At 62.3% G+C, this 23321-nt stretch carries 16 protein-coding genes and 1 pseudogene; 16 read left to right on the top strand and 1 reads right to left on the bottom strand.

Annotated elements, in window-relative coordinates; genetic code table 11:
• Positions 1–122: 122 nt before the first annotated feature.
• Complete coding sequence (locus tag ACA058_RS15865) at positions 123–2084, bottom strand: oxidoreductase (protein ID WP_497639944.1); 1962 nt, start codon at positions 2082–2084, stop codon at positions 123–125.
• Between the two features lie 245 nt (positions 2085–2329).
• Between ACA058_RS15865 and ACA058_RS15860 the strand changes: the two are divergent.
• The 16 genes and pseudogenes from ACA058_RS15860 to ACA058_RS15785 all read left to right on the top strand — a co-directional run.
• Positions 2330–2875: pseudogene (locus ACA058_RS15860) on the top strand (class II aldolase/adducin family protein); the annotation flags it as partial.
• Between the two features lie 212 nt (positions 2876–3087).
• A complete protein-coding gene (locus tag ACA058_RS15855; protein ID WP_497634841.1) occupies positions 3088–3735 on the top strand; it encodes a TetR family transcriptional regulator C-terminal domain-containing protein in 648 nt (215 codons plus the stop codon).
• A 74-nt stretch (positions 3736–3809) separates the two neighbouring features.
• Entirely contained in the window at positions 3810–4526 is a 717-nt protein-coding gene (locus ACA058_RS15850; RefSeq protein WP_497634840.1) for a response regulator, read from the top strand.
• 11 nt (positions 4527–4537) lie between these two features.
• Positions 4538–5320 (top strand): substrate-binding periplasmic protein, encoded by a 783-nt coding sequence (locus ACA058_RS15845; RefSeq protein ID WP_497639943.1) that lies wholly within the window; start codon positions 4538–4540, stop codon positions 5318–5320.
• Positions 5317–7578 carry an ATP-binding protein gene (locus ACA058_RS15840; protein WP_497634838.1) on the top strand — a complete coding sequence of 754 codons (2262 nt, stop codon included), beginning with the start codon at positions 5317–5319 and terminating at the stop codon, positions 7576–7578. Before ACA058_RS15845 ends, ACA058_RS15840 begins: the two co-directional genes overlap by 4 nt.
• Positions 7579–7786: 208 nt before the next feature.
• Entirely contained in the window at positions 7787–9199 is a 1413-nt protein-coding gene (locus tag ACA058_RS15835) for an amino acid permease (RefSeq protein WP_497634837.1), read from the top strand.
• Positions 9200–9619: 420 nt separating this feature from the next.
• Positions 9620–10411, top strand: coding sequence for an enoyl-CoA hydratase/isomerase family protein (locus ACA058_RS15830; protein WP_497634836.1), 792 nt, complete (start codon positions 9620–9622; stop codon positions 10409–10411).
• 69 nt (positions 10412–10480) lie between these two features.
• A complete protein-coding gene (locus ACA058_RS15825) occupies positions 10481–11641 on the top strand; it encodes an acyl-CoA dehydrogenase family protein (protein WP_497634835.1) in 1161 nt (386 codons plus the stop codon).
• 18 nt (positions 11642–11659) lie between these two features.
• Positions 11660–13759: an acetate--CoA ligase family protein gene (locus ACA058_RS15820; RefSeq protein WP_497634834.1), complete on the top strand. Its 2100-nt coding sequence runs from the start codon at positions 11660–11662 to the stop codon at positions 13757–13759.
• 10 nt (positions 13760–13769) lie between these two features.
• Positions 13770–15377, top strand: a complete 1608-nt coding sequence (locus tag ACA058_RS15815; RefSeq protein ID WP_497634833.1) for a 5-guanidino-2-oxopentanoate decarboxylase — start codon at positions 13770–13772, stop codon at positions 15375–15377.
• Between the two features lie 36 nt (positions 15378–15413).
• Entirely contained in the window at positions 15414–16604 is a 1191-nt protein-coding gene (locus ACA058_RS15810) for a pyridoxal phosphate-dependent aminotransferase (protein ID WP_497634832.1), read from the top strand.
• A complete protein-coding gene (locus tag ACA058_RS15805; protein WP_497634831.1) occupies positions 16597–18012 on the top strand; it encodes an aldehyde dehydrogenase family protein in 1416 nt (471 codons plus the stop codon). Before ACA058_RS15810 ends, ACA058_RS15805 begins: the two co-directional genes overlap by 8 nt.
• Positions 18013–18110: 98 nt before the next feature.
• The gene (locus ACA058_RS15800; protein WP_497634829.1) at positions 18111–19712 is read left to right on the top strand and encodes an ABC transporter substrate-binding protein; all 1602 of its coding nucleotides are present in this window, start codon (positions 18111–18113) and stop codon (positions 19710–19712) included.
• 161 nt (positions 19713–19873) lie between these two features.
• The gene (locus tag ACA058_RS15795; protein ID WP_497634828.1) at positions 19874–20833 is read left to right on the top strand and encodes an ABC transporter permease; all 960 of its coding nucleotides are present in this window, start codon (positions 19874–19876) and stop codon (positions 20831–20833) included.
• A 3-nt stretch (positions 20834–20836) separates the two neighbouring features.
• The gene (locus ACA058_RS15790; protein ID WP_497634827.1) at positions 20837–21664 is read left to right on the top strand and encodes an ABC transporter permease; all 828 of its coding nucleotides are present in this window, start codon (positions 20837–20839) and stop codon (positions 21662–21664) included.
• Positions 21665–21666: 2 nt separating this feature from the next.
• Positions 21667–23313, top strand: coding sequence for an ABC transporter ATP-binding protein (locus ACA058_RS15785; RefSeq protein WP_497634826.1), 1647 nt, complete (start codon positions 21667–21669; stop codon positions 23311–23313).
• Positions 23314–23321 lie beyond the last annotated feature (8 nt).

The following is a 23321-nucleotide window of genomic DNA, read 5'->3' as shown; positions in this document are numbered from 1 at the left end:
GGAGCGAGCATGCTCGCGATGGACTCGGAAACGCCGCGTTGAAACAGACATCACGCGTCATCGTTCGCGACCATCGCGAGCAGGTAGGTGTTAGCCACCAAAGCCCCGGAGTATAAACAGCCTTAAAGCTCCCACGCGACTTTCAAACCTTCATAAATCGCTTCTTCGGCGGTACGCGGCGCCAGGCAGTCGCCGATGCGGCGAAATTCCACCAGGCCTTGCAATTCTGCGCCGAGGGTATCCACCGGCTGATGGCCCTGGCACAGCACCAGCGTATCGATATTCTCCATCAGCATCGGTTCGCCGCTGGCGGTGTGTTGCAAGTAGACCGTGTTGTCGTCGCAACCATACAACCGAGCGTAGGGGGTGATGGCAATGGCGAGTTTGTGCAGCTCGCCGGCCAGTTGATCGCGCACGTACAGCGGCAGGTTTTCCCCGCAATGGGTGCCGTTGACTGCCAGTTGCACTTGATGCCCGGCACGGGTCAGGCGTTCGGCAATGCCGGGGCCGATCCAGTCGCAGCGCCAGTCGACCACCACCACCGAACGGCCGATTTGTACCTCGTCACGCAGCACTTGCCAGGCATCCACCACCTGCAATTGGCCACCGCGTTCGAAGGGCGGCCAATAGGGTTCGGCACCCGTGGCGACGATCACCATGTCCGGTTTTTCCTGCTCCACCAGTGCGCGGTCGACCCGGGTGTTGCGCACCACACGCACGCCGGCCAATTGCATTTCCCGTTGCAGGTTGGTGCTGGCACCGCCGAATTCGCTGCGCCTTGGCAAGAGCTGCGCCAGCAACACCTGGCCGCCCAGTTGCGCGCTGGCTTCGTACAGTGTCACCTCATGCCCGCGCTGGGCGGCCACGGCAGCGGCTTTCATTCCGGCCGGGCCACCGCCGGCAATCATGATGCGTTTGCGTTTTGCAGTCGGTTGGCGCTGGCCAAAAATCAATTCTCGTCCGGTTTCCGGGTGCTGGATGCAGGAAATCGGCAAGCCCTTGTGGAAGTGCCCGATGCACGCCTGATTGCAGGCAATGCACGCACGCACATCTTCGACGCGGCCGACCTCGGTCTTGTTGGGCATCTGCGGATCGCAGATCAACGCCCGGGTCATGCCGCACACATCAGCCTGGCCACGAGCCAGAATCAAATCGGCTTCCTGGGGCTGGTTGATGCGCCCGGTGACGAACAATGGAATGTTCAAGCCAGCCTTGAAGGTGCCGGCCTCCTTGGCCAGGTATGCCGCTTCGATCGCCATCGGCGGCACGATGTGCACGGCCCCCCCGAGCGATGCCGAGGTGCCGGCGACGATGTGTACGTAATCCAGTTGCGGTTGCAGCGATTGCACGGCAGCCAGGGACTCGACTTCGGTCAGCCCCTCGGGATCGCGTTCATCGGCGCTGATGCGCAAACCGATGATGAATTGCTCATCGGTCGCAGCCCGGATGGCGGCGATGACTTCCCGCAGGAAACGCAGGCGCTGTTCCAGTTCACCGTTGTAGCCGTCGGTGCGACGGTTGACTCGCGGGTTGATGAACTGCGCCGGCAGGTAACCGTGACTGGCGACCACTTCGACGCCATCGATTCCGGCCTGATGCAGGCGTCGGGCCGCCGCCGCGTAACCGGCGACAATCTCGTCGATCATCGCCAGGTCCAGCGCCCGTGGCATCACCCGGAAACGCTCGTTAGGCACCGCCGACGCCGAGTAGGCCACGGCGAGCAGGCCATCGCTGGACTCCATGATTTCCCGCCCGGGATGGAACACCTGCGACAGCACCACGGTGCCGTGGGCATGGCAGGTTTGCGCCAGTTTGCGGTAACCCTCGATGCATTCATCATCGGTGGCCATCAGCACGTGGGAGGTGTACCGCGCACTGTCATGCACCCCGGCCACCTGCAGCACGATCAGCCCGGCACCGCCTTCGGCACGTGCCCGGTGATAGGCGATCAGTTGCTCGTTGACCAGGTTGTCGGTGGGCATGGAGGTGTCGTGACCGCTGGACATGATGCGGTTTTTCAGGCGCTTGCCACGGATCTGCAAGGGTTCGAACAGGTGTGCAAAAGCTGGGGTCGGGCTCGGCATGGTGCGGATACTCCAGGCAGGCTGATCTGTAGGAGCGAGCATGCTCGCGATGGTCCTGAGGGCGACGCGTTCATCCAGACAACACGCGTTATCGTTAACGTACATCGCGAGCATGCTCGCTCCTACAGAGGCAGCAGGTTTTCGGCGTTGTTATTATTGCCCTATATAAATTTACCTTAAGTAAAAAATCAACTTGTTTCTTTACTGTGCCTTGAGTAGTTTCGTGTCGAGCCCGTTCCTGGGGCGAACCGTCGCCGTACCCGGTGAATCCCGCCGGGTTCGTGATTCACCGCGCCATTCACGGCGCCCGCGAAGACGCGCAATGCGTGCTGCACACCCATACCCGATCCGGTTGTGCGGTGGCTGCATTGAAGTGCGGGTTGTTGCCGGTGAATCAGATTTCCATGGAGTTCTACGGCCGCGTTGCCTACCACGACTATGAAGGCGTGGCCCTGGACATGAGCGAGCAACAACGGCTGGTGGCCGACATGGGCGACAAGCCGGTGCTGATGCTGCGCAACCATGGCCTGCTGACCGTCGGCGAAACCGTGAGCCAGGCATTTTTGCGCATGTATTACCTGGAAAAGGCCTGCGAAACCCAGCTGGCCGCGCAAGCGGCCGGGGAGTTGGTGTTGCCGCCGGACGAGGTTTGTGCGCATACCGAGCGCCAGTTCAATGATCCGGGGCGGCCTCTGGATGAAGGCGAGTTGAGCGACCCTGATGCCATGCAATTGGCCTGGGCGGCGTTGTTGCGGTTGTTGGATCGAGTGGCGCCGGGGTATCGGGACTGATCGGATTCTGTGTTGAATGGGCTGACGCCTTCGCGAGCAGGCTCGCTCCCACAATTGATCGAGTCGTTGGCAAATATCGGGCATGACACGAAACCTGTGGGAGCGAGCCTGCTCGCGAAGGCGGTCTTTCAGGCGGGTACATTCTTGTTGTACAGTCGTTCAGCTCGTTGCTAAACGCGAGCCCCAATGATTGAACCCAGGAGCATGTCGCCATGAATCAGGAAGCCCGTTTTTCCCGCATGGAACCGGAGTTGCGCAAGGCCAATCTGATCGAGGCGACGCTGGTGTGCCTCAAGCGCCATGGTTTCCAGGGTGCGTCGATCCGCAAGATTTCCGCCGAGGCGGGTGTTTCGGTGGGGCTGATCAGCCATCACTATTCGGGCAAGGACGAACTGGTGGCCGAGGCGTACATGGCGATCACCGGGCGTGTCATGACGTTGCTGCGCGACGCCATGGAGCAAGCGGCACCGAATGCCCGTGAGCGTCTGTCGGCGTTTTTCCGCGGTTCGTTTTCCGCCGAACTGCTCGACCCACAACTGATCGACGCCTGGCTGGCTTTCTGGGGCGCGGTGAAAACCGCCGAGGCGATCAATCAGGCCCACGAGCATTCCTATGGCGAGTACCGCGCGATCCTGGGCAAGGTGCTCAGGGAGTTGGCGCAGGAGGAGGGCTGGGAACACTTTGATGCCGACCTTGCGGCGATCAGCCTCAGCGCGCTGCTCGATGGCCTGTGGCTGGAGTCGGGGCTCAATCCCGGGACCTTTACCCCTGAGCAGGGCATACAGATTTGCGAGGCCTGGGTCGACGGTTTACAGGCCGGTGGCCGACAGCGGTTTTGCGCGCAGACGAGCAGCTGTTGATCACACGTTCAACAGTGGCTACTCTCGGCCGCTGATGCAGGCCCTCTAATAAGAAACAAGCAGGACACCCAGCAATGACTCCTCGGGTACTGATCGTCGATGACGATCCGCTGATTCGCGAACTGTTGCATGCCTACCTGTCCCAGGAAGGCTACGACGTGCATTGCGCCGCCACGGCGGAACTGGCCGAAACCTTCCTGGCCAGCCAGGCCGTCGACCTGGTCATGCTCGATATCCGCCTGCCGGGCAAGGACGGCCTGACCCTGACCCGCGAACTGCGGGTGCGATCGGAAGTCGGGATCATCCTGATCACCGGGCGCAATGACGAAATCGACCGCATCGTCGGCCTCGAATGCGGAGCCGATGACTACGTGATCAAGCCCCTCAATCCGCGGGAACTGGTGTCGCGGGCAAAAAACCTGATACGCCGGGTACGCCATGCGCAGACGCCACAACCGGTTGCCGCCGTCGCCAAACCGGTCAAACAGTTCGCCGACTGGTCGCTGGACACCGACCGCCGGCGTTTGATCGACCCGGCCGGCAGTGAGACGTTGCTGACCCACGGCGAGTACCAGTTGCTCAGCGTATTTTTGCGCAACAGCGGCCACACCCTCAGCCGCGACCAATTGATGGACCAGATCCGCAACCGCGAGTGGGTGCCCAACGACCGTTCGATCGACGTGCTGGTCGGACGCTTGCGCCGCAAGTTGCACGACGATCCCGCCGAGCCGCAACTGATCATCACCATCCACGGCGCCGGCTACCTGTTCACTGCCAGCCTGGCGGCGTGACGGTGGGGCGGCTGCTCTGGGCGGTGCTGGTGCTGGTGCTGGTTCTGGGGTTGTTGACGGGCACCGTGCAGGCAGCGCAAACAATCCGCTATTGCGATTACCCGGTGTACCCGCCAATCTCCTGGAGCGACGGTAAACAGGTCCGTGGCCTGGCACCGAGCGTGGTCAAGCAGTTGTTCGGCCAGCTCGGCTACGAGGTCGAGATCGTGGTGTTGGGTAACTGGAAACGCTGTCTGCTGGACGCTGCCGAAGGCCGGGTCGACGTGGTGCTGGCCTACAGCACCGCGCAACGGGAACAGAGCATGCTGTTTTCCACCGTGCCTGTGCTGCGCGAAGAGGTGGCGTTGTTCATCAATCGCCGGCGTCCGGTGAAGTTCGAACAATTGCAGGATCTGGCCCATTACCGTGGCGGCTTGCTGTTCGGTGAAAGCTACGGCGTGGCGTTCGATCGCATGGTCGCGCAGAACAACAACATCGAATGGGTCTCTGATAGCCGGCAGAACTTCGGCAAGCTGATTCGCGGGCGCATCGATTTCATCACCCAGGAGCGCCGCACCGGCGAGCTGTACGTGGAAAACCTGCCCGGCGCCCAAGACATCGTGGCCTTGCCCAAGGCCCTGAGCGTGGACTTTTTGCGGGTTGCTGTTTCCCGCCGCTCGCCGTTGTCCGCGCACATGCCGCAGATTGATGCACAGTTGCAGCGCATGGTGGATGCCGGTGATGTCGAGCGCCTTCTCAATGAAAGCGAAGTGACCTACCGCGACATGATCAACCTGCCGGCGAACGCGCCATGATTCGCGCTCGTCCCGGTGGACTGTTGCGGCGCCTGCTGTGGTTCATTCTGCTGTTCAGCCTGTGTTTTACCGTGCTTGCCAGCAGCGTGCAGCTGTACATCGAGTATCGCCGGGAAATGCGTGAGATCGACTCGCGCATGGAGCTGATCCGCGCCGGTTACCTGGCCAGTCTGGAGCGCAGTCTCTGGGATTTGAATCAGGAACAGTTAAGCGTGCAGTTGCGTGGTCTGGTGGACTTCTCCGACGTCGCCAGGGTGCATTTGACCGGTCCCGATTTCGACCTGGTGCAAGGTAATCCCACGCCTGCAGGGCCGTTGCGCATCGAGCGTTTTGCCCTGGATTACCAACCGCCATCCGGCCCGTTGCGCCATCTCGGCGAACTGGAGGTCAGCACCGATCTGGGGGCGGTGTATCAACGCCTGTATGCCACCGGTTTGACCAACCTGTTGTGGATGGCGGTGTTTTTCTGCGGCCTGGCGGTGGCGCTGTCGGGTCTGTTCTATCGGCTGGTGACCCGCCACCTGAAAGTCATGGCCGAATTTGCCCGGCGCATTGCCGCCGGGCAATGGCACGAGCCGCTGCACCTGGACAAGCAGCGCAGTGCGCAGAACGACGAAATCGACACCGTGGCCCATGCCCTCGACGACATGCGCCGGGCGATCCTCAGTGACATCGACCGCCGGGAAACCGACCGCCTGGCCTTGCAGGGCAACCGCGACGAGTTGCTGCGCAGGGTCGAGCGCCGCACGGCCAGCCTGATGCGCGCCAAGGATGAAGCCGAAGCGGCCAACCTCGCCAAATCACGGTTTCTGGCGACCATGAGTCACGAACTGCGCACGCCGCTCAATGGCATTCTTGGCATGGCCGAATTGCTCCGCGGTGCCAGTCTCGACCCGCAGGACAGCAGACGCCTGGATGCATTGCACAACGCCGGCGAGGGGCTGCTGACCATCCTCAATGAAGTGCTGTATTTCGCCAAGCTGGAGGAGGGTACCAGCCTCCCGGAACCGGTGAATTTCTCCATTCGCCAGTTGCTCGACGAAGTCCTCACGCTGCTGGAACCCAAGGCGCTGGACAACGACACGATCCTCCATTGCCGGGTCGATCAACAGGTGGCCGACCATCACCACGGCGCCGAGCAATACTTGCGCCAGGTGTTGAGTAACCTGTTGGCCAACGCGATCAAGTTCACTGAAGGCGGCGACGTCAGGGTCGAAGTGGCGTTGCCCGCGCAGGCGCAAGGTCAAGACGGACAACGCCTGCGGGTGAGTGTCACCGACAACGGCATCGGTATTGCCCCGGCGATGCAGGCGAAGATTTTCGAACGTTTCACCCAGGCCAGCGAAGAAGTCGCGCAGCGCTATGGCGGCACGGGATTGGGCCTGGCCATCTGTAAGCATCTGGTGGAGAAGATGGGCGGCTGCATCGGCGTCAGCAGCGAAGTCGGGCGCGGCAGTTGTTTCTGGTTCGAGTTGACGTTGCGGCCGGCCATCGAAGCCGTTGCCCCGACACCCACTCATGCGGCGGGCCCGGCGCTGGACATCCTGGTGGTCGAGGACGTGGCGCTCAACCGCGAAGTGGCCGAGGGCCTGCTGCAACGGGACGGGCATCGAGTCTGGCTGGCCATCGATGCTAAACAGGCATGGGTGCAATGCGCTTCGCGGAGCTTCGATTTGATGTTGCTGGATGTGCATCTGCCGGGGATGAGTGGTGTCCAGTTGTGCCAACAGATCCGCAGCAACGACGGACCGAACCGGCACACGCGCATTTTTGCCCTGACCGCCAGCGTGCAACCGGCGTTGGTGCGCGGTTATCTGGATGCCGGTATGGACGGCATCCTGGCCAAACCATTGAAACTGGAAAACCTGCGACAGGTGCTGGCGGGGCAGGCAACGACCGCCCAGTCGCTGGCAGACGACGAAGCGATGGACTGGCCGTTGCTGCAAACCCATCGCACGTTGCTCGGCGAACAGAAAGTACAGGGCCTGCTGACCGTGCTGCGTGATTCGATCCTGCAACACCGTGAGGCACTGAGCGAAGCCATCGAGGCCGACGATTGCACCGAAGTTGCACAACTGGCGCACCGCCTGGCCGGCAGCAGCGATTCCCTGGGGTTTCGTGCATTGGCCGCGGTATTACGGACCTTGGAAGAAGCGGCGCTGGGCAACGACGAATCAGCGATTCGATCGCTGGTGCCCCTCGTCGAAGCGCAACTGCAACGTTCGTTGCACACCCTCAAAGGCCTGTTGCAGAGCTGACGTACAATATTGTTACGACTTTCTACAACTTCGATCTTTACGTACAACGCGACCTTACATGGCTTTCCAATAATCGACGCAACCGCCGCAACGCGGTCTTCGAAGCTTATTGGAGATAATAATAATGAATTGCCGTAAAGCTGATCCCGTCTTGCACCATGGCGTCCTGTCATGTGCCGCGCACCTCTCCGAATGCTGAGGTGCCGACATGAGCGAAAACATCGACCGTAAAGGCATCCAGCTGACCCGTGCGCTGAAAAGCCGGCACATTTTCATGCTGTCCCTGGGCGGCGTCATCGGCACCGGCCTTTTTATGGGCTCCGGCGTGATCATCAACCAGGGCGGGCCGGTGGGGGCGATCCTGGCCTATCTGGTCGCCGGTTTCCTGATGTACCTGGTGATGGTCTGCCTGGGCGAATTGTCGGTGCAGATGCCGGTCTCCGGCTCGTTCCAGACCCACGCGACCAAATTCATCGGCCCGGCCACCGGCTTCATGATCGGCTGGGTGTACTGGATGAGCTGGGCCACCACCGTGGGCCTGGAGTTCACCGCGGCGGGCATGTTGATGACGCGCTGGTTCCCGGCGGTGCCGATCTGGTACTGGTCGGCGCTGTTCGTGGTGGTGCTGTTCGGCCTCAACGCCCTGGCGACCCGTGCCTTCGGTGAGGCGGAGTACTGGTTCTCCGGGATCAAGGTCGCGGCAATTCTTGGGTTCATCGTAGTGGGGGTGCTGGTGATCTTCGGCGCAATACCGCTCACCAGCGGCGCACCGGCACCGATGATGACCAATCTGATTGGCGACTCCTTGTTCCCCAACGGCATGTCTGCGGTGTTCGCGGTGATGATGACCGTGGTCTACGCCTTCCAGGGCTGCGAGATCATGGGTGTGGCGGCGGGCGAAACCGATCAGCCGGAAAAAAGCATTCCCCGCGCCGTGCGTAACGTGGTGTTTCGCGTGCTGATCTTCTACGTACTGGCAATCATCGTACTGTCGGCCATCGTGCCGTGGCAGCAGGCGGGGCTGATGGAAAGTCCGTTCGTGCAGGTGTTCGACATGGTCGGCATTCCCTATGCCGCCGACCTGATGAACTTCGTGATCCTCACGGCGATCCTGTCGGTGGGCAACTCCGGCCTGTACGCCTCGACGCGCATCCTGTGGGCCATGTCGAAAACCGGCATGGCGCCCAAAAGCCTGGCGCGGTTGAGCAAGCGTGGCGTTCCGTTGCGCGCCTTGAGCATCACCTTGTGTTTCGCCCTGGTGTCGCTGATGACCAGCTTCATCGCGGCCGACACCTTGTTCATGGTGTTGATGGCGGTGAGCGGGATGTCTGGCACTGTGACCTGGATTGTCATCGCCTTGGCGCAGTACAAGTTCCGCAAGGCCTACCTGCGTGACGGCGGCAAACTCAGCGACCTCAAATACCGCGCGCCATGGTTCCCGGTGTTGCCGCTGATGTGCATCACGCTGTGCTGCTCGCTGTTCGTGTTCCTGGCACTGGATGAAACCCAGCGTCCATCGCTGTATTGGGGTTTTGGATTTATTGCGCTGTGTTATGGCGCGTATTTCCTGATTTATCGCAAGCGTGAAGAGGTGTTGGCGCCGAGCCTGCCGAGCGCATAAATCCCTGATTCAACACATCCCCTGTAGGAGCAAAGCTTGCTCGCGATGGTCGTGAACGATAACGCGCCCTGTCTGAATGAGCGCGTCGTTCGGACCTCCATCGCGAGCAAGCTTTGCTCCTACAGGGGAACGAGTACATCCGCGAAACCAGGCTTCCTTCACGCCCAGAGGTCTCCCCCCAACCATAGAATTTCCCACGGTTGTTTTTTTGGTGTTCATGTAGGCAGTTGTTCGAAGTTGTAACAGCGGCATCGGCCTAATCGATGCGATTGCTAAATAAACCAACAAAAACAGCATGTTAGATGCATTAAGAGTCTGTTACAGCTCATTTCGCCAGCAATTGCCGCCTTACTGAACACTCGTTTAGTATGGCCTCAAGTCGCATCACCTCAGACCAATCACAATAATTCGAGGACTCGCATGACTACTCACGATTCTCTGCTCAGTCAGGTCGAAGCCGGCGTTGCCTGGATCACCCTCAATCGCACGGCCCAGCGCAATGCGCTGGACATCCCCACGCTGAAAAACCTGCACACTTTGCTCGGCGCCTTCAACGCCGATCCAGCCGTACGCGTGGTGGTGTTGACCGGCAGCGGTCGCAGCTTTTGCGCCGGCGCCGACCTGGCTGAATGGGCCGAAGCCGAAGCGCGTGGCGCACTGGAAACCTACGGCTGGACCGAAACCGCCCACGCCCTGATGACTCGCCTGCACAGCCTGGATAAACCAACCATCGCCGCCATCAACGGCACCGCCGTCGGTGCCGGGATGGACCTGACCCTGTGCTGCGACCTGCGCATCGCCGGGCAGTCGGCTCGGTTCAAGGCCGGCTACACCAGCATGGCCTACTCGCCGGACGCCGGCGCCAGTTGGCACCTGCCACGGTTGATCGGCACCGAGCAAGCCAAGCGCCTGTTGTTCCTCGACGAATTGTGGGGCGCCGACCGTGCCCTGGACGCCGGCCTGGTCAGTGATGTCTGCGCCGACGATCAACTGTTGAGCGTCGCCGGCGAACTCGCCGCGCGCCTGGCTGCTGGGCCGACATTTGCCTTTGCCCAGACCAAAAAACTCATGCGTGAAGGCGCCGACCGCAGCCTGCCCGAACAACTGCAAGCGGAACTGGCCGCCGGCCTGTTGTGCGGACGCAGCGAAGACGGTAACGAAGCCTTGCGCGCCGCCGTGGAAAAACGCCCGGCACGCTTTATCGGTCGGTAGGAGCTGGCTTGCCAGCGAAGCTTTTAGCATCTCGCCCATTTCGCAGTTAACGAACAACAGGTAGCACCCATGAATTTCCAACTGACCCAAGAACAAGAAATGTTGGTGGACTCGGTACGCAGCTTCGTCGAGAAGGAACTGCTGCCCTATGAAACCGAGGTCGATCGCGCCGACGAGGTCTCCCCGGAACTGGCCGCACAGATCCGTGGCAAGGCGATCGCCGCCGGTTTCTATGCCTTCAACATGCCCGAAGAGGTGGGCGGTGGCGGTCTGGACTACCTGTCCCAGGCACTGATCGAACGTGAGCTGTCCAAGGTTTCCTGGGCGCTGCACGTGTTTGTCGCGCGGCCGTCGAAAATCCTCATGGCCTGCACCGGCGACCAGATCAACGACTACCTGTTGCCGTGCATCCAGGGCGAGAAAATCGACTGCTTCGCCCTGACCGAACCGGGTGCCGGCTCTGACGCCAACGCGATCAAGACCCGCGCCGTGCGTGAGGGCGACGACTTCGTGCTCAACGGCAGCAAGCACTTCATCAGTCACGCCGGCCACGCCGATTTCGCCATCGTCTTCGCCGTCACCGACACCTACGAACACAACGGTCGCAAGCGTAACGCCGTGACCTCGTTCCTGGTCGACCGCAACACCCCGGGCATGACCATCCGCCGGGGCCCCAAGTGCGTGAGCAACCGGGGTTACCACACCTTCGAAATGTTCTTTGACGACTGCCGTGTGCCGGCCAATAAAGTGCTGGGCGAAGTCGGCAAGGGATGGGACGTGGCCAACGCCTGGCTCACCGCCGGACGTGTGATGGTCGCTGCCAACTGTGTGGGCCAGGCGCAACGGGCGCTGGACGTGTCGCTGCAATGGGCGGCGGATCGCAAGCAGTTCGGCCAGGCCATCGGCAACTTCCAGGGCGTGTCGTTCAAGCTGGCCGACATGGCCACGCAAATCCGCGCCGCCGAACTGCTGACCCTGCACACCGCGTGGAAAATGGACCAGGGCACCATGACCGACGGCGAGGCCGGCATGGCCAAGCTGTTCGCCAGTGAAGTACTCGGTCGCGCGGCCGACGAGGCGGTGCAGATCTTTGGTGGCATGGGCCTGATGGACGAAAGCCCGGTGGAGCGCATCTGGCGTAACGCGCGGATCGAGCGGGTCTGGGAAGGCACCTCGGAAATCCAGCGTCACATCATTTCCCGCGAACTGCTGCGGCCGCTGTTGCGCTGATCGGCCCGGAGAATTCCCATGTCCCAGACGATTCGTGACAACCTCAAGCGCATGCTCGCACCACAGCATGTGGCCTTTGTCGGCGGGCGCAGCATGGCCCGCGCCCTCAAGCGCTGCGCCGAGGGCGGCTACCCAGGACAAATGTGGCTGGTCAACCCGCAGCACGACAGCCTTGAAGGCGTGTCTTGCGTACGCAGCGTTGCTGAGTTGCCGTGCGGGCCGGATGCGGTGTTCATCGCGACTAACCGCGACCTGACCCTGACTTGCGTCGCTGAACTGGCCGCCATCGGCACCGGCGGCGCGATCTGCTACGCCTCGGGTTTCGCCGAAACCGGCGCCGAAGGCCAGGCTCTGCAACAGCAATTGCTCGAAGCCGCGGGCGACATGGCCTTGCTCGGCCCCAACTGCTACGGCCTGCTCGACTACCTGCACAGCAGCGCGCTGTGGCCGGTGGCCCATGGCGGTAAAGCGGTGGAGAAGGGCGTGGCGGTGCTGACCCAGAGCGGCAACTTCGCCTACAACCTGTCCATGAGCGACCGCTCGCTGCCGGTGGCCTACATGGCCTCGGTCGGCAATCAGGCGCAACTGGGGGTGGCTGAACTGATGGACGTGCTGCTCGATGAGCCGCGAGTCACCGCCATCGGCCTGCATCTCGAAGGCCTGAAGAACGTCCCGGGATTCGCCCGCGCCGCACACAAGGCGCTGGAGAAGGGCATTCCAGTCATTGCCCTGAAAACCGGCGTGTCGCAAATCGGTGCCGAACTGGCCCTCAGTCACACCAGTTCGCTGTCAGGTTCCGATGCGCTATACGACGCGCTGTTCGATCGCCTCGGCGTGATCCGCGTCAGCGGCCCGGTGAGCTTCGTCGAAACCCTGAAAGCGGCGGCCTGCGGCAACCTGCCGGCGGGCAACAGCCTGATCGCGCTGGCCTGCTCGGGTGGCGACGCCGGCTTGATCGCCGACTACGCCGAACGCAACGAGCTGAGTTTGCCGAAACTCGATGCCGGTCAAACCGCGGAACTGGCGCAGGTGCTGCCGAGCTACGCCAACCTGGTCAACCCGCTGGATTTCACCACCGCCATCTGGGGCGACGGTGAAGCCTTGAACCGCATGCTCGACAGCGCCCTGCGCACCGAAGCCGATGCGGCGATGCTGGTGCTCGACTACCCGGCGGAGTTCACCGGCGAGCGCAAGGAATGTGACCTGTTGCTCGATCTTTTCTGCAAGGCGCTGGTGCGTCATGGCAAGACCGGTTTTGTCACTTCGGCGTTCCCGGAACTGTTGCCGGCCCACGCCCGTGAGCAGTTGCATGCTCAAGGTGTGGCGGCATTGCAAGGCGTCGAAGACGGCCTGGCTGCCTGGGGCCGCATCGCCGGCTATCAGCGCAACCGCCAGGCGTTGTTGGCGCTGGGCGAATCGGCCTTGGTGCCGCTCTGCCCGCAAGCGCTTGAAGGTGAAGGCCGGTTGCTTAACGAATGGGATTCGAAACAGGCCTTGCGTGCATTTGGCCTGCCGACCCCCAACGGCGTGTTGAGTACGCCAGACAAAGCGCTGGAGGACGCCGCAGTGCTGGGCTATCCGCTGGTACTCAAAGCCGTCACCGCGCAACTGCCGCACAAGACTGAAGCCGGCGCCGTGGCACTGAACCTCAAGGACGGCGCAGCACTGACCGCTGCCCTGGAAAAAATGCGCGCGAACATCGCCGCGTACGCGCCGGGCGTGCCGTTCGATCAACTGTTGCTGGAACCCATGGCCAAGCCACCGCTGGCCGAACTGATCGTCGGCATCAAGCGCGAAAACGATTTCGCCCTGGCGCTGGTGATTGGCGCTGGCGGCATTCTGGTGGAGTTGCTCAAGGACAGTCGCAGCCTGTTGCTTCCGACCACCGACGGAGCGATTCGCCAGGCCTTGCTGAGCCTGCGCAGCGCCGCGTTGCTGCAAGGTTTCCGCGGACGCGAGGTGGCGGATCTGGACGCATTGGTCAAGGCGATCCGCGCCGTGGCCGATTACGCCTGCGAGAACGCCGCGCAGTTGCTGGAACTCGATGTGAACCCATTGTTGGTCGGCGCCCAAGGCACGACCGCGGTCGATGCGTTGATTCGCATCGCTCATGCGTGAGGACCTGAACATGCAAAACAAAACCTTGACCGGTGGCCAGGCGCTGGTGCGCCTGCTGGCCAACTACGGCGTCGATACCGTGTTCGGCATTCCCGGCGTACACACCCTTGAGCTGTATCGCGGCCTGCCCGGCAGCGGCATTCGCCACGTGCTGACCCGCCACGAACAAGGCGCCAGTTTCATGGCCGACGGCTATGCCCGGGTCAGCGGTAAACCAGGCGTGTGCTTTGTCATCACCGGCCCCGGCGTGACCAACGCCGCTACCGGCATCGGCCAGGCCTACGCCGACTCGATTCCGATGCTGGTGATTTCCAGCGTCAATCACACTTCCAGCCTCGGCAAGGGTTGGGGCATCCTGCACGAATGTCAGGATCAACGGGCAATGACCGCGCCGATCACCGCGTTCTCCGCAGTGGCACTGACCGCCGAAGACCTGCCGGAACTGATCGCCCGTGCCTACGCGGTGTTCGACAGCGAGCGTCCACGCCCGGTGCACATTTCGGTGCCGCTGGACGTGCTGTCAGCACCCGTGGCGCGTGACTGGAGCAACGACGTGGTGCGTCGTCCGGGGCGTGGTCCGGCATCCGCCACTGCAATCGATCAAGCCGTGGCCAAGCTCAACGGCGCGAAACGACCGATGATCATCGCCGGTGGCGGTGCACTCAATGCCACTTCGCAGCTGCAAGAGATCAGCACACGACTCGCTGCGCCGCTGTTCACCAGCGTCGCCGGCAAGGGCTTGCTGCCACCGGATGTGCCACTCAACGCCGGCTCCTCGCTGTGTGTGGAACCGGGTTGGAACCTCATCGCCGAGGCCGATGTGGTGCTGGCGGTCGGCACGGAAATGGCCGACACCGATTTCTGGCGCGAACGCCTGCCGCTCAATGGCGAACTGCTGCGCGTCGATATTGACCCACGCAAATTCAATGATTTCTACCCATGCGCGGTGGCATTGCATGGCGACGCGCAACAAACCCTCAGCGGGTTACTTGGGCGTCTGCCGTCCGACGTGCGTGACGCCCACGCAGCCATTGCCTCGGTTGCCGCATTGCGTGAAGCAGTCAAGGCCAGCCATGGCCCGTTGCAGTCCATCCATCAATCGATACTCGACCGTATTGCCGCGGAGCTACCAGAAAACGCCTTCATCAGTACCGACATGACCCAACTTGCCTACACCGGCAACTACGCCTTCGATAGCCTCGCCATTCGCAGCTGGTTGCACCCGACCGGCTACGGCACCCTGGGTTATGGTCTGCCGGCCGGGATCGGCGCCAAGTTCGGTGCGCCGCAACGTCCGGGTCTCGTGCTGGTCGGCGACGGCGGTTTCCTCTACACCGCGCAGGAACTGGCGACGGCCGTCGAGGAACTGGACAGCCCGCTGGTGGTGCTGCTGTGGAACAACGACGCGCTGGGGCAGATCCGCGACGATATGCTCGGACTGGACATCGAGCCCATCGGCGTACTACCGCGCAATCCGGATTTCGCCGCCCTTGGCCGTGCATTCGGCTGCACCGTTACTCAGCCGCAAAGTTTGGTCGAGTTGCAAACCGACCTGCGCCACGGCTTCAAGCGCAACGGCGTGACCCTGATCGAACTCAAGCATGCCTGTGCGCATTGATTTTCATTTTTCGGGGCTTTTTAAAAGGAGCAGGCCATGCGTTTTTCCGATCTGACTCAACGTATCGCCGGTGACGGCGCCGCCGCCTGGGATATCCACTACCGTGCGCTGGCGTTGCGCGAGCAGGGCGAAGACATCCTGCTGCTGTCCGTGGGCGACCCGGATTTCGACACGCCGCAACCCATCGTCCAGGGCGCCATCGACAGCCTGTTGTCCGGCAACACTCACTACGCGGAGGTGCGCGGCAAGCGTGTCCTGCGTGAAGCCATCGCCAGGCGCCACCGCCAACGCAGTGGTCAGCGGGTTACGGCGGATGAGGTCACGGTACTGGCCGGTGCGCAGTGCGCGCTGTTCAGCGTGGCCCAGTGCGTGCTCAATCCGGGTGATGAAGTGATCGTTGCCGAGCCGATGTATGTTACCTACGAAGCGGTGTTCGGCGCTTGCGGCGCCAAGGTCGTGCCGGTGCCGGTGCGTTCGGAAAACGGTTTCCGTGTGCTGCCTGAAGACGTCGCCGCCCGCATCACCCCGCGTACCCGTGCATTGGCGCTGAACAGCCCGCACAACCCGTCGGGCGCAAGCCTTCCGCGTAGCACCTGGCAAGCCCTGGCCGAACTGTGTATCGCCCACGACCTGTGGCTGATTTCCGATGAGGTTTACAGCGAGCTGCTTTTTGAAGGCGAACACGTCAGCCCGGCGAGTCTGCCGGGCATGGCCGAACGCACCGCGACCCTCAACAGCCTGTCGAAATCCCATGCCATGACCGGTTGGCGGGTCGGTTGGGTGGTGGCGCCGCCGTCCCTGGCTGCGCACCTGGAGAACCTCGCGCTGTGCATGCTCTACGGTTCGCCGGACTTCATTCAGGACGCCGCTGTCGTGGCGCTGGAAAGCAACCTGCCGGAACTGGACGCCATGCGCGAAGCCTATCGCCAGCGTCGTGACCTGGTGTGCGAGAGCCTGGCGGATTGCCCCGGCGTGCGCGCCTTGAAGCCTGATGGCGGCATGTTCGTGATGGTCGATATCCGCGAAACCGGGCTCAGCGCCCAGGCGTTTGCCGACCGCTTGCTTGATCGCCACGGTGTTTCAGTATTGGCCGGTGAGGCTTTTGGTCCGAGCGCTGCCGGTCACATTCGCCTCGGGCTGGTGGTGGGGGCTGCGCCATTGCGTGATGCCTGCCAGCGTATCGCCCGTTGTGCTCACGAACTGATGGAGGCTCAGCTACATGCTTAATCACAAGGCACTGTTTATCGATGGCCGCTGGCAAACCCCGTCGGGCCAGGGCATCGCCGAGGTGATCAACCCGGCCACCGAAGAAGTGGCCGGTAGCGTGCCGTTGGGCGATGAACGCGATGTTGATAATGCCGTTGCAGCGGCGCGCCGGGCCTTCGGCCCATGGTCGCGCACACCTTCCAGCGTCCGTGCTGGTTATATCCGTGCGTTGGCGGAACAACTAAAGACCCGTGCCGATGAAATGGCTGCGGTGATCACCACTGAACTGGGCATGCCGGTGCAATGGTGTCGGTCGGTACAAGTGGACGGGCCAATCATTGGTCTTGAGCAATACGTCGAACTCGCGGGCCTGATGGACGAAGTGCGCGAAGTCGGCAACTCGCTGGTCATCCGCGAGGCAGTAGGCGTCTGCGCGTTCATCAACCCGTGGAATTACCCGCTGCATCAGTTGATCGGCAAACTCGCCCCGGCACTGGCCGCCGGTTGCACGGTGGTGGTCAAGCCGAGTCAGGAAACCCCGCTGCACGCGTTTCTGCTGGCGCAGATGATCGAGGACATCGGCCTGCCGGCCGGGGTGTTCAATCTGGTCAGCGGGCCCGGTTCGAAAGTCGGCGAAGCGCTGGCCAAGCACCCGGACGTGGACATGCTGTCGTTTACCGGTTCCACCGGCGCCGGCGTGCGAGTCTCACAGGCAGCGGCACCTTCGGTGAAGCGCGTGTGCCTGGAACTGGGTGGCAAGTCGGCGCTGTTGATTGCCGAAGACGCCGATCTGGACGCTGCCGTGCGCTACGGCGTGCAGGACGTGATGATCAATTCCGGGCAGACCTGCACCGCGCTGACCCGCATGCTGCTGCCAGCCAGCCGCTACGCCGAAGCGCTGGACATTGCGCTGGAGGAAACCCTGAGCCTGCGCATGGGCGATCCGCTCGATCCACAAAGCTTCCTCGGCCCGATGTGCTCCGCCGGGCAACGCCGCACGGTGCTCGACTACATCAAGGTCGGCCAGGAAGAAGGCGCCCGCCTGCTGTGCGGCGGCGACTCGGCGCCGGACTTTGAGCGTGGCTACTACGTCAGTCCGACGCTGTTCGCCGACGTCGACAACAGCATGCGCATTGCCCAGGAAGAAATCTTCGGCCCGGTGTTGTGCCTGATTCCCTACGCCGATGAGGCGCAGGCGATCCAGATCGCCAACGACTCGCCGTTCGGCCTGTCCAGCGGTGTCTGGGCCGGTAGCACCGAGCGGGCCTTGCAGCTGGGTCGGCAACTGCGCGCGGGCCAGTGCTTTCTCAATGGCGCGGCGTTCAACTATCAGGCGCCGTTCGGCGGCTACAAACAATCGGGTAATGGGCGTGAGTGGGGGGAAGAAGGGCTCAGCGAATTCGTCGAAGTGAAGGCGATCCAGGTGTGACGGTTGGCGATTCAAAGGTTGTGCGCACCGGGCCCTGGCCCGGTGTCTTGCGTGGTTTTGAACCGGTATTCCATTAGTTTTTGATCAGGGGCAATGCAATGAGCGATAACAAAAACAAGATTACTCAAGCGAACCATGAATTCAGTTTCCCGCGCAGAGACTTCCTGAAGTACAGCGCAACCGCCGCAGCGGTGGCCGGGGCGTTCTCCATGGGCCTGCCGTTTGGCGCCTTCGCTGCAGAAGCCACGCCCAAACCCGGTGGCGTACTGCGTTTGGGCCTGGCCGGCGCCAGCACCACCGACTCGAAGGACCCCGGTTCCTGGGTCGATACCTTCACCTTCGTCGGGTTCTCGGCGATCTACAACACCCTGACCGAAATTGCCGTCGACGGCACGGCAATCCCCGAACTGGCTGAAAGCTGGACCTCGACCCCGGACGCACGGGTCTGGACCTTCAAATTGCGCCAGGGCGTGACCTTCCACAACGGCAAGACCCTGACCGCCGACGATGTGGTCGCCTCGATCCAGCATCACCTCGGGGAAAAATCCAGCTCAGCGGCCAAGACCGTGTTGGGCGATGTGGCCAAGGTCAGCGCCAATGGCAGCGACAGCGTGGTGTTCGAGCTGCACTCGGGCAACGCCGATTTCTCCTATGTGGTCGCCGATTACCACCTGGTGATCATGCCGAGCAAGGACGGCACGCCGGACTGGCAGGCCGGCGTCGGCACCGGCGGCTATCGCCTCAAGGACTTCGAGCCGGGCGTGCGCATGACCCTGGAACGCAGCCCCGATTACTGGAAAGCAGGGCGGGCGCACTTTGCCAGTGCCGAGTTGATTGCCATCGCCGACGGCGCAGCGCGAATCAACGCGTTGGTGACCGGGCAAGTGGACGTGATCAACAAGGTCGACCTGAAGACCGTGGCGCTGCTCAAGCGCAACCCGAACCTGGTCATCGAAGAAACCAAGGGCGCCCAGCACTACACCTTCCCGATGCTCACCGACAGCCAAGTGTTCCAGAACAACGACGTGCGCCTGGCGATGAAGCACGCGATCAATCGCGAAACGCTGCTGGCTTCTGTGCTGCACGGTTATGGCCTGGTGGGCAACGATCACCCGATCCAGCCCGGCAGCCGCTTCATCAATACGGCGCTGGAACAACGCACCTACGACCCGGACAAGTCGCGCTTCCACCTGAAAAAGGCCGGCCTGGATTCGCTCAAGGTCCGTCTGCAGGCCTCCGACGCGGCGTACACCGGGGCAGTGGATGCCTCGGTGTTGTTCAAGGAGCAGGCCCGTGCGGCGGGGATCGACATCGACGTGGTGCGCGAGCCCGCCGACGGTTTCTTCTCCAACGTCTGGATGAAGCAACCCTTCACCACCTCGTTCTGGTACAGCAGCCTGACCGCCGACCGCATGTTCAGCATCGGCTACGCCAAGGGCGCGGCATGGAACGAAACCCATTGGGACAACCCACGTTTCAACCAGTTGCTCAATGCCGCCCGGGGCGAGATGAACGACCCGTTGCGCCGCGAGATGTACAACGAAATGCAGGCCCTATGCCGGGACGAGGGCGGGGCGATCGTGCCGTTGTTCGCCAGCTCGGTGGCGGCACGTTCCAATCGGGTGGCTCACGGCGGGCAGACCGCGCCATACGGAGAACTCGACGGCTTGCGCGTAATCGAGCGCTGGTGGCAGGCGTAAGCGTCCGTCAAAACAATGAAGAACCACTGTAGGAGCGAGCATGCTCGCGATGGACGTCAACGATGACGCGGGCTGTCTGAGTGCCCGCGGTGCCTGAACGTTTTTCGCGAGCATGCTCGCTCCTACAGTGGGAAATTGTGGTCTTCGTAAGGAATTGCACGGTGAATAGTATTTTTAAGTTGCTACTTCAGCGTCTGGCTTTAGGGCTGTTATCGCTGTTCGCGGTATCGGTGATCATCTTTCTCGCCGTCGGCCTGCTCCCGGGCGATATCGCCCAGGCCATGCTCGGCCAATCCGCCACCCCGGAAACCGTGGCGGCCTACCGCGCGCAACTGGGCCTGGACCTGCCGCCGCTGACCCGTTTCGGCCACTGGATCTGGCAATTGCTGCACGGTGATCTTGGTGTGTCGCTGGCCAACCAGCGGCCGATCGCCGAACTGGTCGGCAGTCGCTTGGGCAACACCTTCAGCCTGGCGCTGTTGGCGGCACTGGTGTCGGTGCCTTTGGCGTTGTTGCTGGGCATGCTCGCGGCGTTGTATCGCAACAACTGGTTCGACCGCCTGCTCAACACCTCGGCCCTGAGCGCGGTGTCGTTCCCCGAGTTCTTCGTCGCCTACATCCTGATCCTGGTGTTCGCGGTGAAGCTCAACTGGTTCCCGAGCATCTCCAATCTCTCGCCGAACGCCATGCTGGGTGAGGTACTGCAACGCTCGGTGCTGCCGGTGGCCACCCTGAGTCTGGTGGTGATCGCGCAGATGATGCGCATGACCCGCGCCTCGCTGATCAATCTGCTGGCCAGCCCGTACATTGAAATGGCCCGGCTCAAGGGCATCAGCCAGTCGCGCATCATCTTCCGTCACGCCTTGCCCAACGCGCTGGCGCCGATCGTCAACGTGGTGGCGCTGAACCTGGCGTACCTGGTGGTCGGCGTGGTGGTGGTCGAAGTGGTGTTTGTCTATCCGGGCCTCGGCCAGTTGCTGGTGGACTCTGTAGCCAAGCGCGACATCCCGGTGGTGCAGGCCTGCAGCTTGATCTTTGCCGCGACCTACATCCTGCTCAATACCAGCGCCGACGTGCTGTCGATTGCCAGCAACCCACGCCTGATGCATCCAAAGGGGTAGACCATGAGCCTGCTTAAACAATTGGTCCGGGCGCCGCTGAGTGCGAAGTTCGGATTGCTGGTGATCGTTGTGTACATTCTGGTGGCGCTGTTCGCCCCGGTATTGGCGCCGTTTGGCGAGACCCAGGTGGTGGGCGAGGGTTTCGCGCCGTGGGGCGGGCAGTTCCTGTTGGGCACCGATAACCTGGGGCGCGACATGTTCAGCCGCCTGGTCTACGGCGCGCGCAACACACTGGGCATTGCCTTCCTGACCACGGTGCTGGCGTTCTTGCTCGGCGGTACCTGTGGGCTGATCGCGGCGATCAAGGGCGGTTGGGTCGATCAGGGCCTGTCGCGGGTAGTGGACATCCTGATGGCCATCCCGCAATTGATCTTCGCCTTGCTGATTCTCAGTGTGGTCGGCACCACGGCCACGTCGCTGGTGCTGGTAATCGCACTGCTGGATGCGACCCGGGTGTTTCGTCTTTCACGTGCCGTGGCGATGAACGTGGTGGTGCAGGACTTCGTCGAAGCCGCGCGCCTGCGCGGTGAAGGCCTGTGCTGGCTGGTAACCCGCGAGGTACTGCCCAACGCAGCGGCGCCGCTGATTGCCGAATTCGGCCTGCGTTTCTGCTTCGTGTTCCTGTTCATCAGTGCGCTGTCGTTCCTCGGCCTGGGCATCCAGCCGCCCACCGCCGACTGGGGCAGCATGGTGCGCGACAACGCCGTGCTGATCACCTTCGGCGACATCAGCCCGTTGCTGCCCGCCCTGGCCGTGGCCTTGATCACGGTCAGCGTCAACTTCGTCGTCGACTGGATGCTGCACAAATCCAGCGGCCTCAAGGAATGCTGAACATGACGACATCCAAACCTTTGCTGGAAATCCGCAACCTGCACATCGAAGGTCACTATGAAGATGCCTGGCACCCGTTGATCAAGGGCATCGACCTGACCCTGCAACGCGGTGAGGTGCTGGGGCTGATCGGTGAATCCGGGGCGGGCAAATCGACCCTGGGCTTGTCCGCCATGGGTTATACCCGCGACGGCTGCAAAATCACCAGCGGCACAGTGCATTTCGACGGAATCGACCTGCTCAAGGCCAAGCCCGAAGCCCTGCGCAAGTTGCGTGGCCTGCGCATCGCCTACGTCGCACAGAGCGCGGCTGCATCGTTCAACCCGGCCCATCGCTTGATCGATCAGCACGTGGAAACGGCGGTGAAAAACGGCGGCATCAGTCGTGAACAGGCCATGCGCGAGGCGGTGGAGTTGTATCGCGTGCTGCGCTTGCCCAATCCCGAACAGATTGGCCAGCGTTACCCGCACCAGGTCTCCGGCGGCCAGCTGCAACGGGTCATGACCGCCATGGCGATGGCCTGCCACCCGGACTTGATCATCTTCGACGAACCGACCACCGCGCTGGACGTCACCACCCAGATCGAAGTGCTGGCGGCGATTCGCGATGCGGTGAAGACCTACGGCAGCGCGGCGATCTACATCAGCCACGACCTGGCGGTGGTGGCGCAGATGGCCGACCGCATCATGGTGCTGCGCCACGGCAAACTGGTGGAGGAGGCCGAGACCCGCAAGATGCTCGGTGACCCACAAGAGGACTACACCAAGTCGTTGTGGGCGGTGCGCAGTTTCCGCACCGAACCCAAACCCTGCCCGCAGCAGGAAAAACCGCTGCTGGAACTGCGCAACAGCAGCGCCAGCTACGGGCAGCAACCGGTGCTGCATGACGTTTCCTTGAAGTTGTATCGCGGCCAGACCCTGGCGGTCATCGGCGAATCCGGCAGCGGTAAAAGCTCCACGGCGCGGGTGATCACCGGTTTGTTGTCCCCGACTCATGGAAAAGTGCTGTATGACGGCGAGCCGCTGCCAGCGGACTTTCGCCAGCGCAGCAAGGAGCAACTGCGGCGCGTGCAGATGATTTATCAAATCCCGGACACGGCGCTGAACCCACGCCAGCGCATCGTCGACATCATCGGCCGGCCGTTGACCTTCTATCTGGGGCTTAGAGGCAAGGCCATGCGCGCGCGGGTGGCCGAGTTGCTGGAGATGATCGAACTCGACCCTGCGACCTTCATGGCGCGTCAGCCCCGCGAGCTGTCCGGTGGACAGAAACAGCGGATCTGCATCGCCCGGGCACTGGCCGCCGATCCGCAACTGATCATCTGCGACGAAGTCACCTCGGCCCTCGATCAACTGGTGGCCGAAGGCGTGCTCAAGTTACTCAATCGCATTCAGCAACAGCTCGGCGTTGCGTACCTGTTCATCACCCATGACGTCGCCACCGTACGGGCGATCGCCGACGAAGTGCTGGTGATGCAACGGGGCAGGGTAGTGGATCATGGCTCGCGCAGTGCTATTTTCACGCCACCGCACCAGGACTACACCGGACTGCTGTTTTCCTGCGAACCACAAATGGACCCCGACTGGCTCGACCGCTTGCTGGCCAGCCGCGCGACCCCGAATTCGAACCCTACGCTGGAAAAAGTCTAAGGAATTCC

It is taken from the genome of Pseudomonas sp. LBUM1649 (genome assembly GCF_059716155.1).
This window is presented reverse-complemented; position numbering and strand designations above follow the sequence as displayed.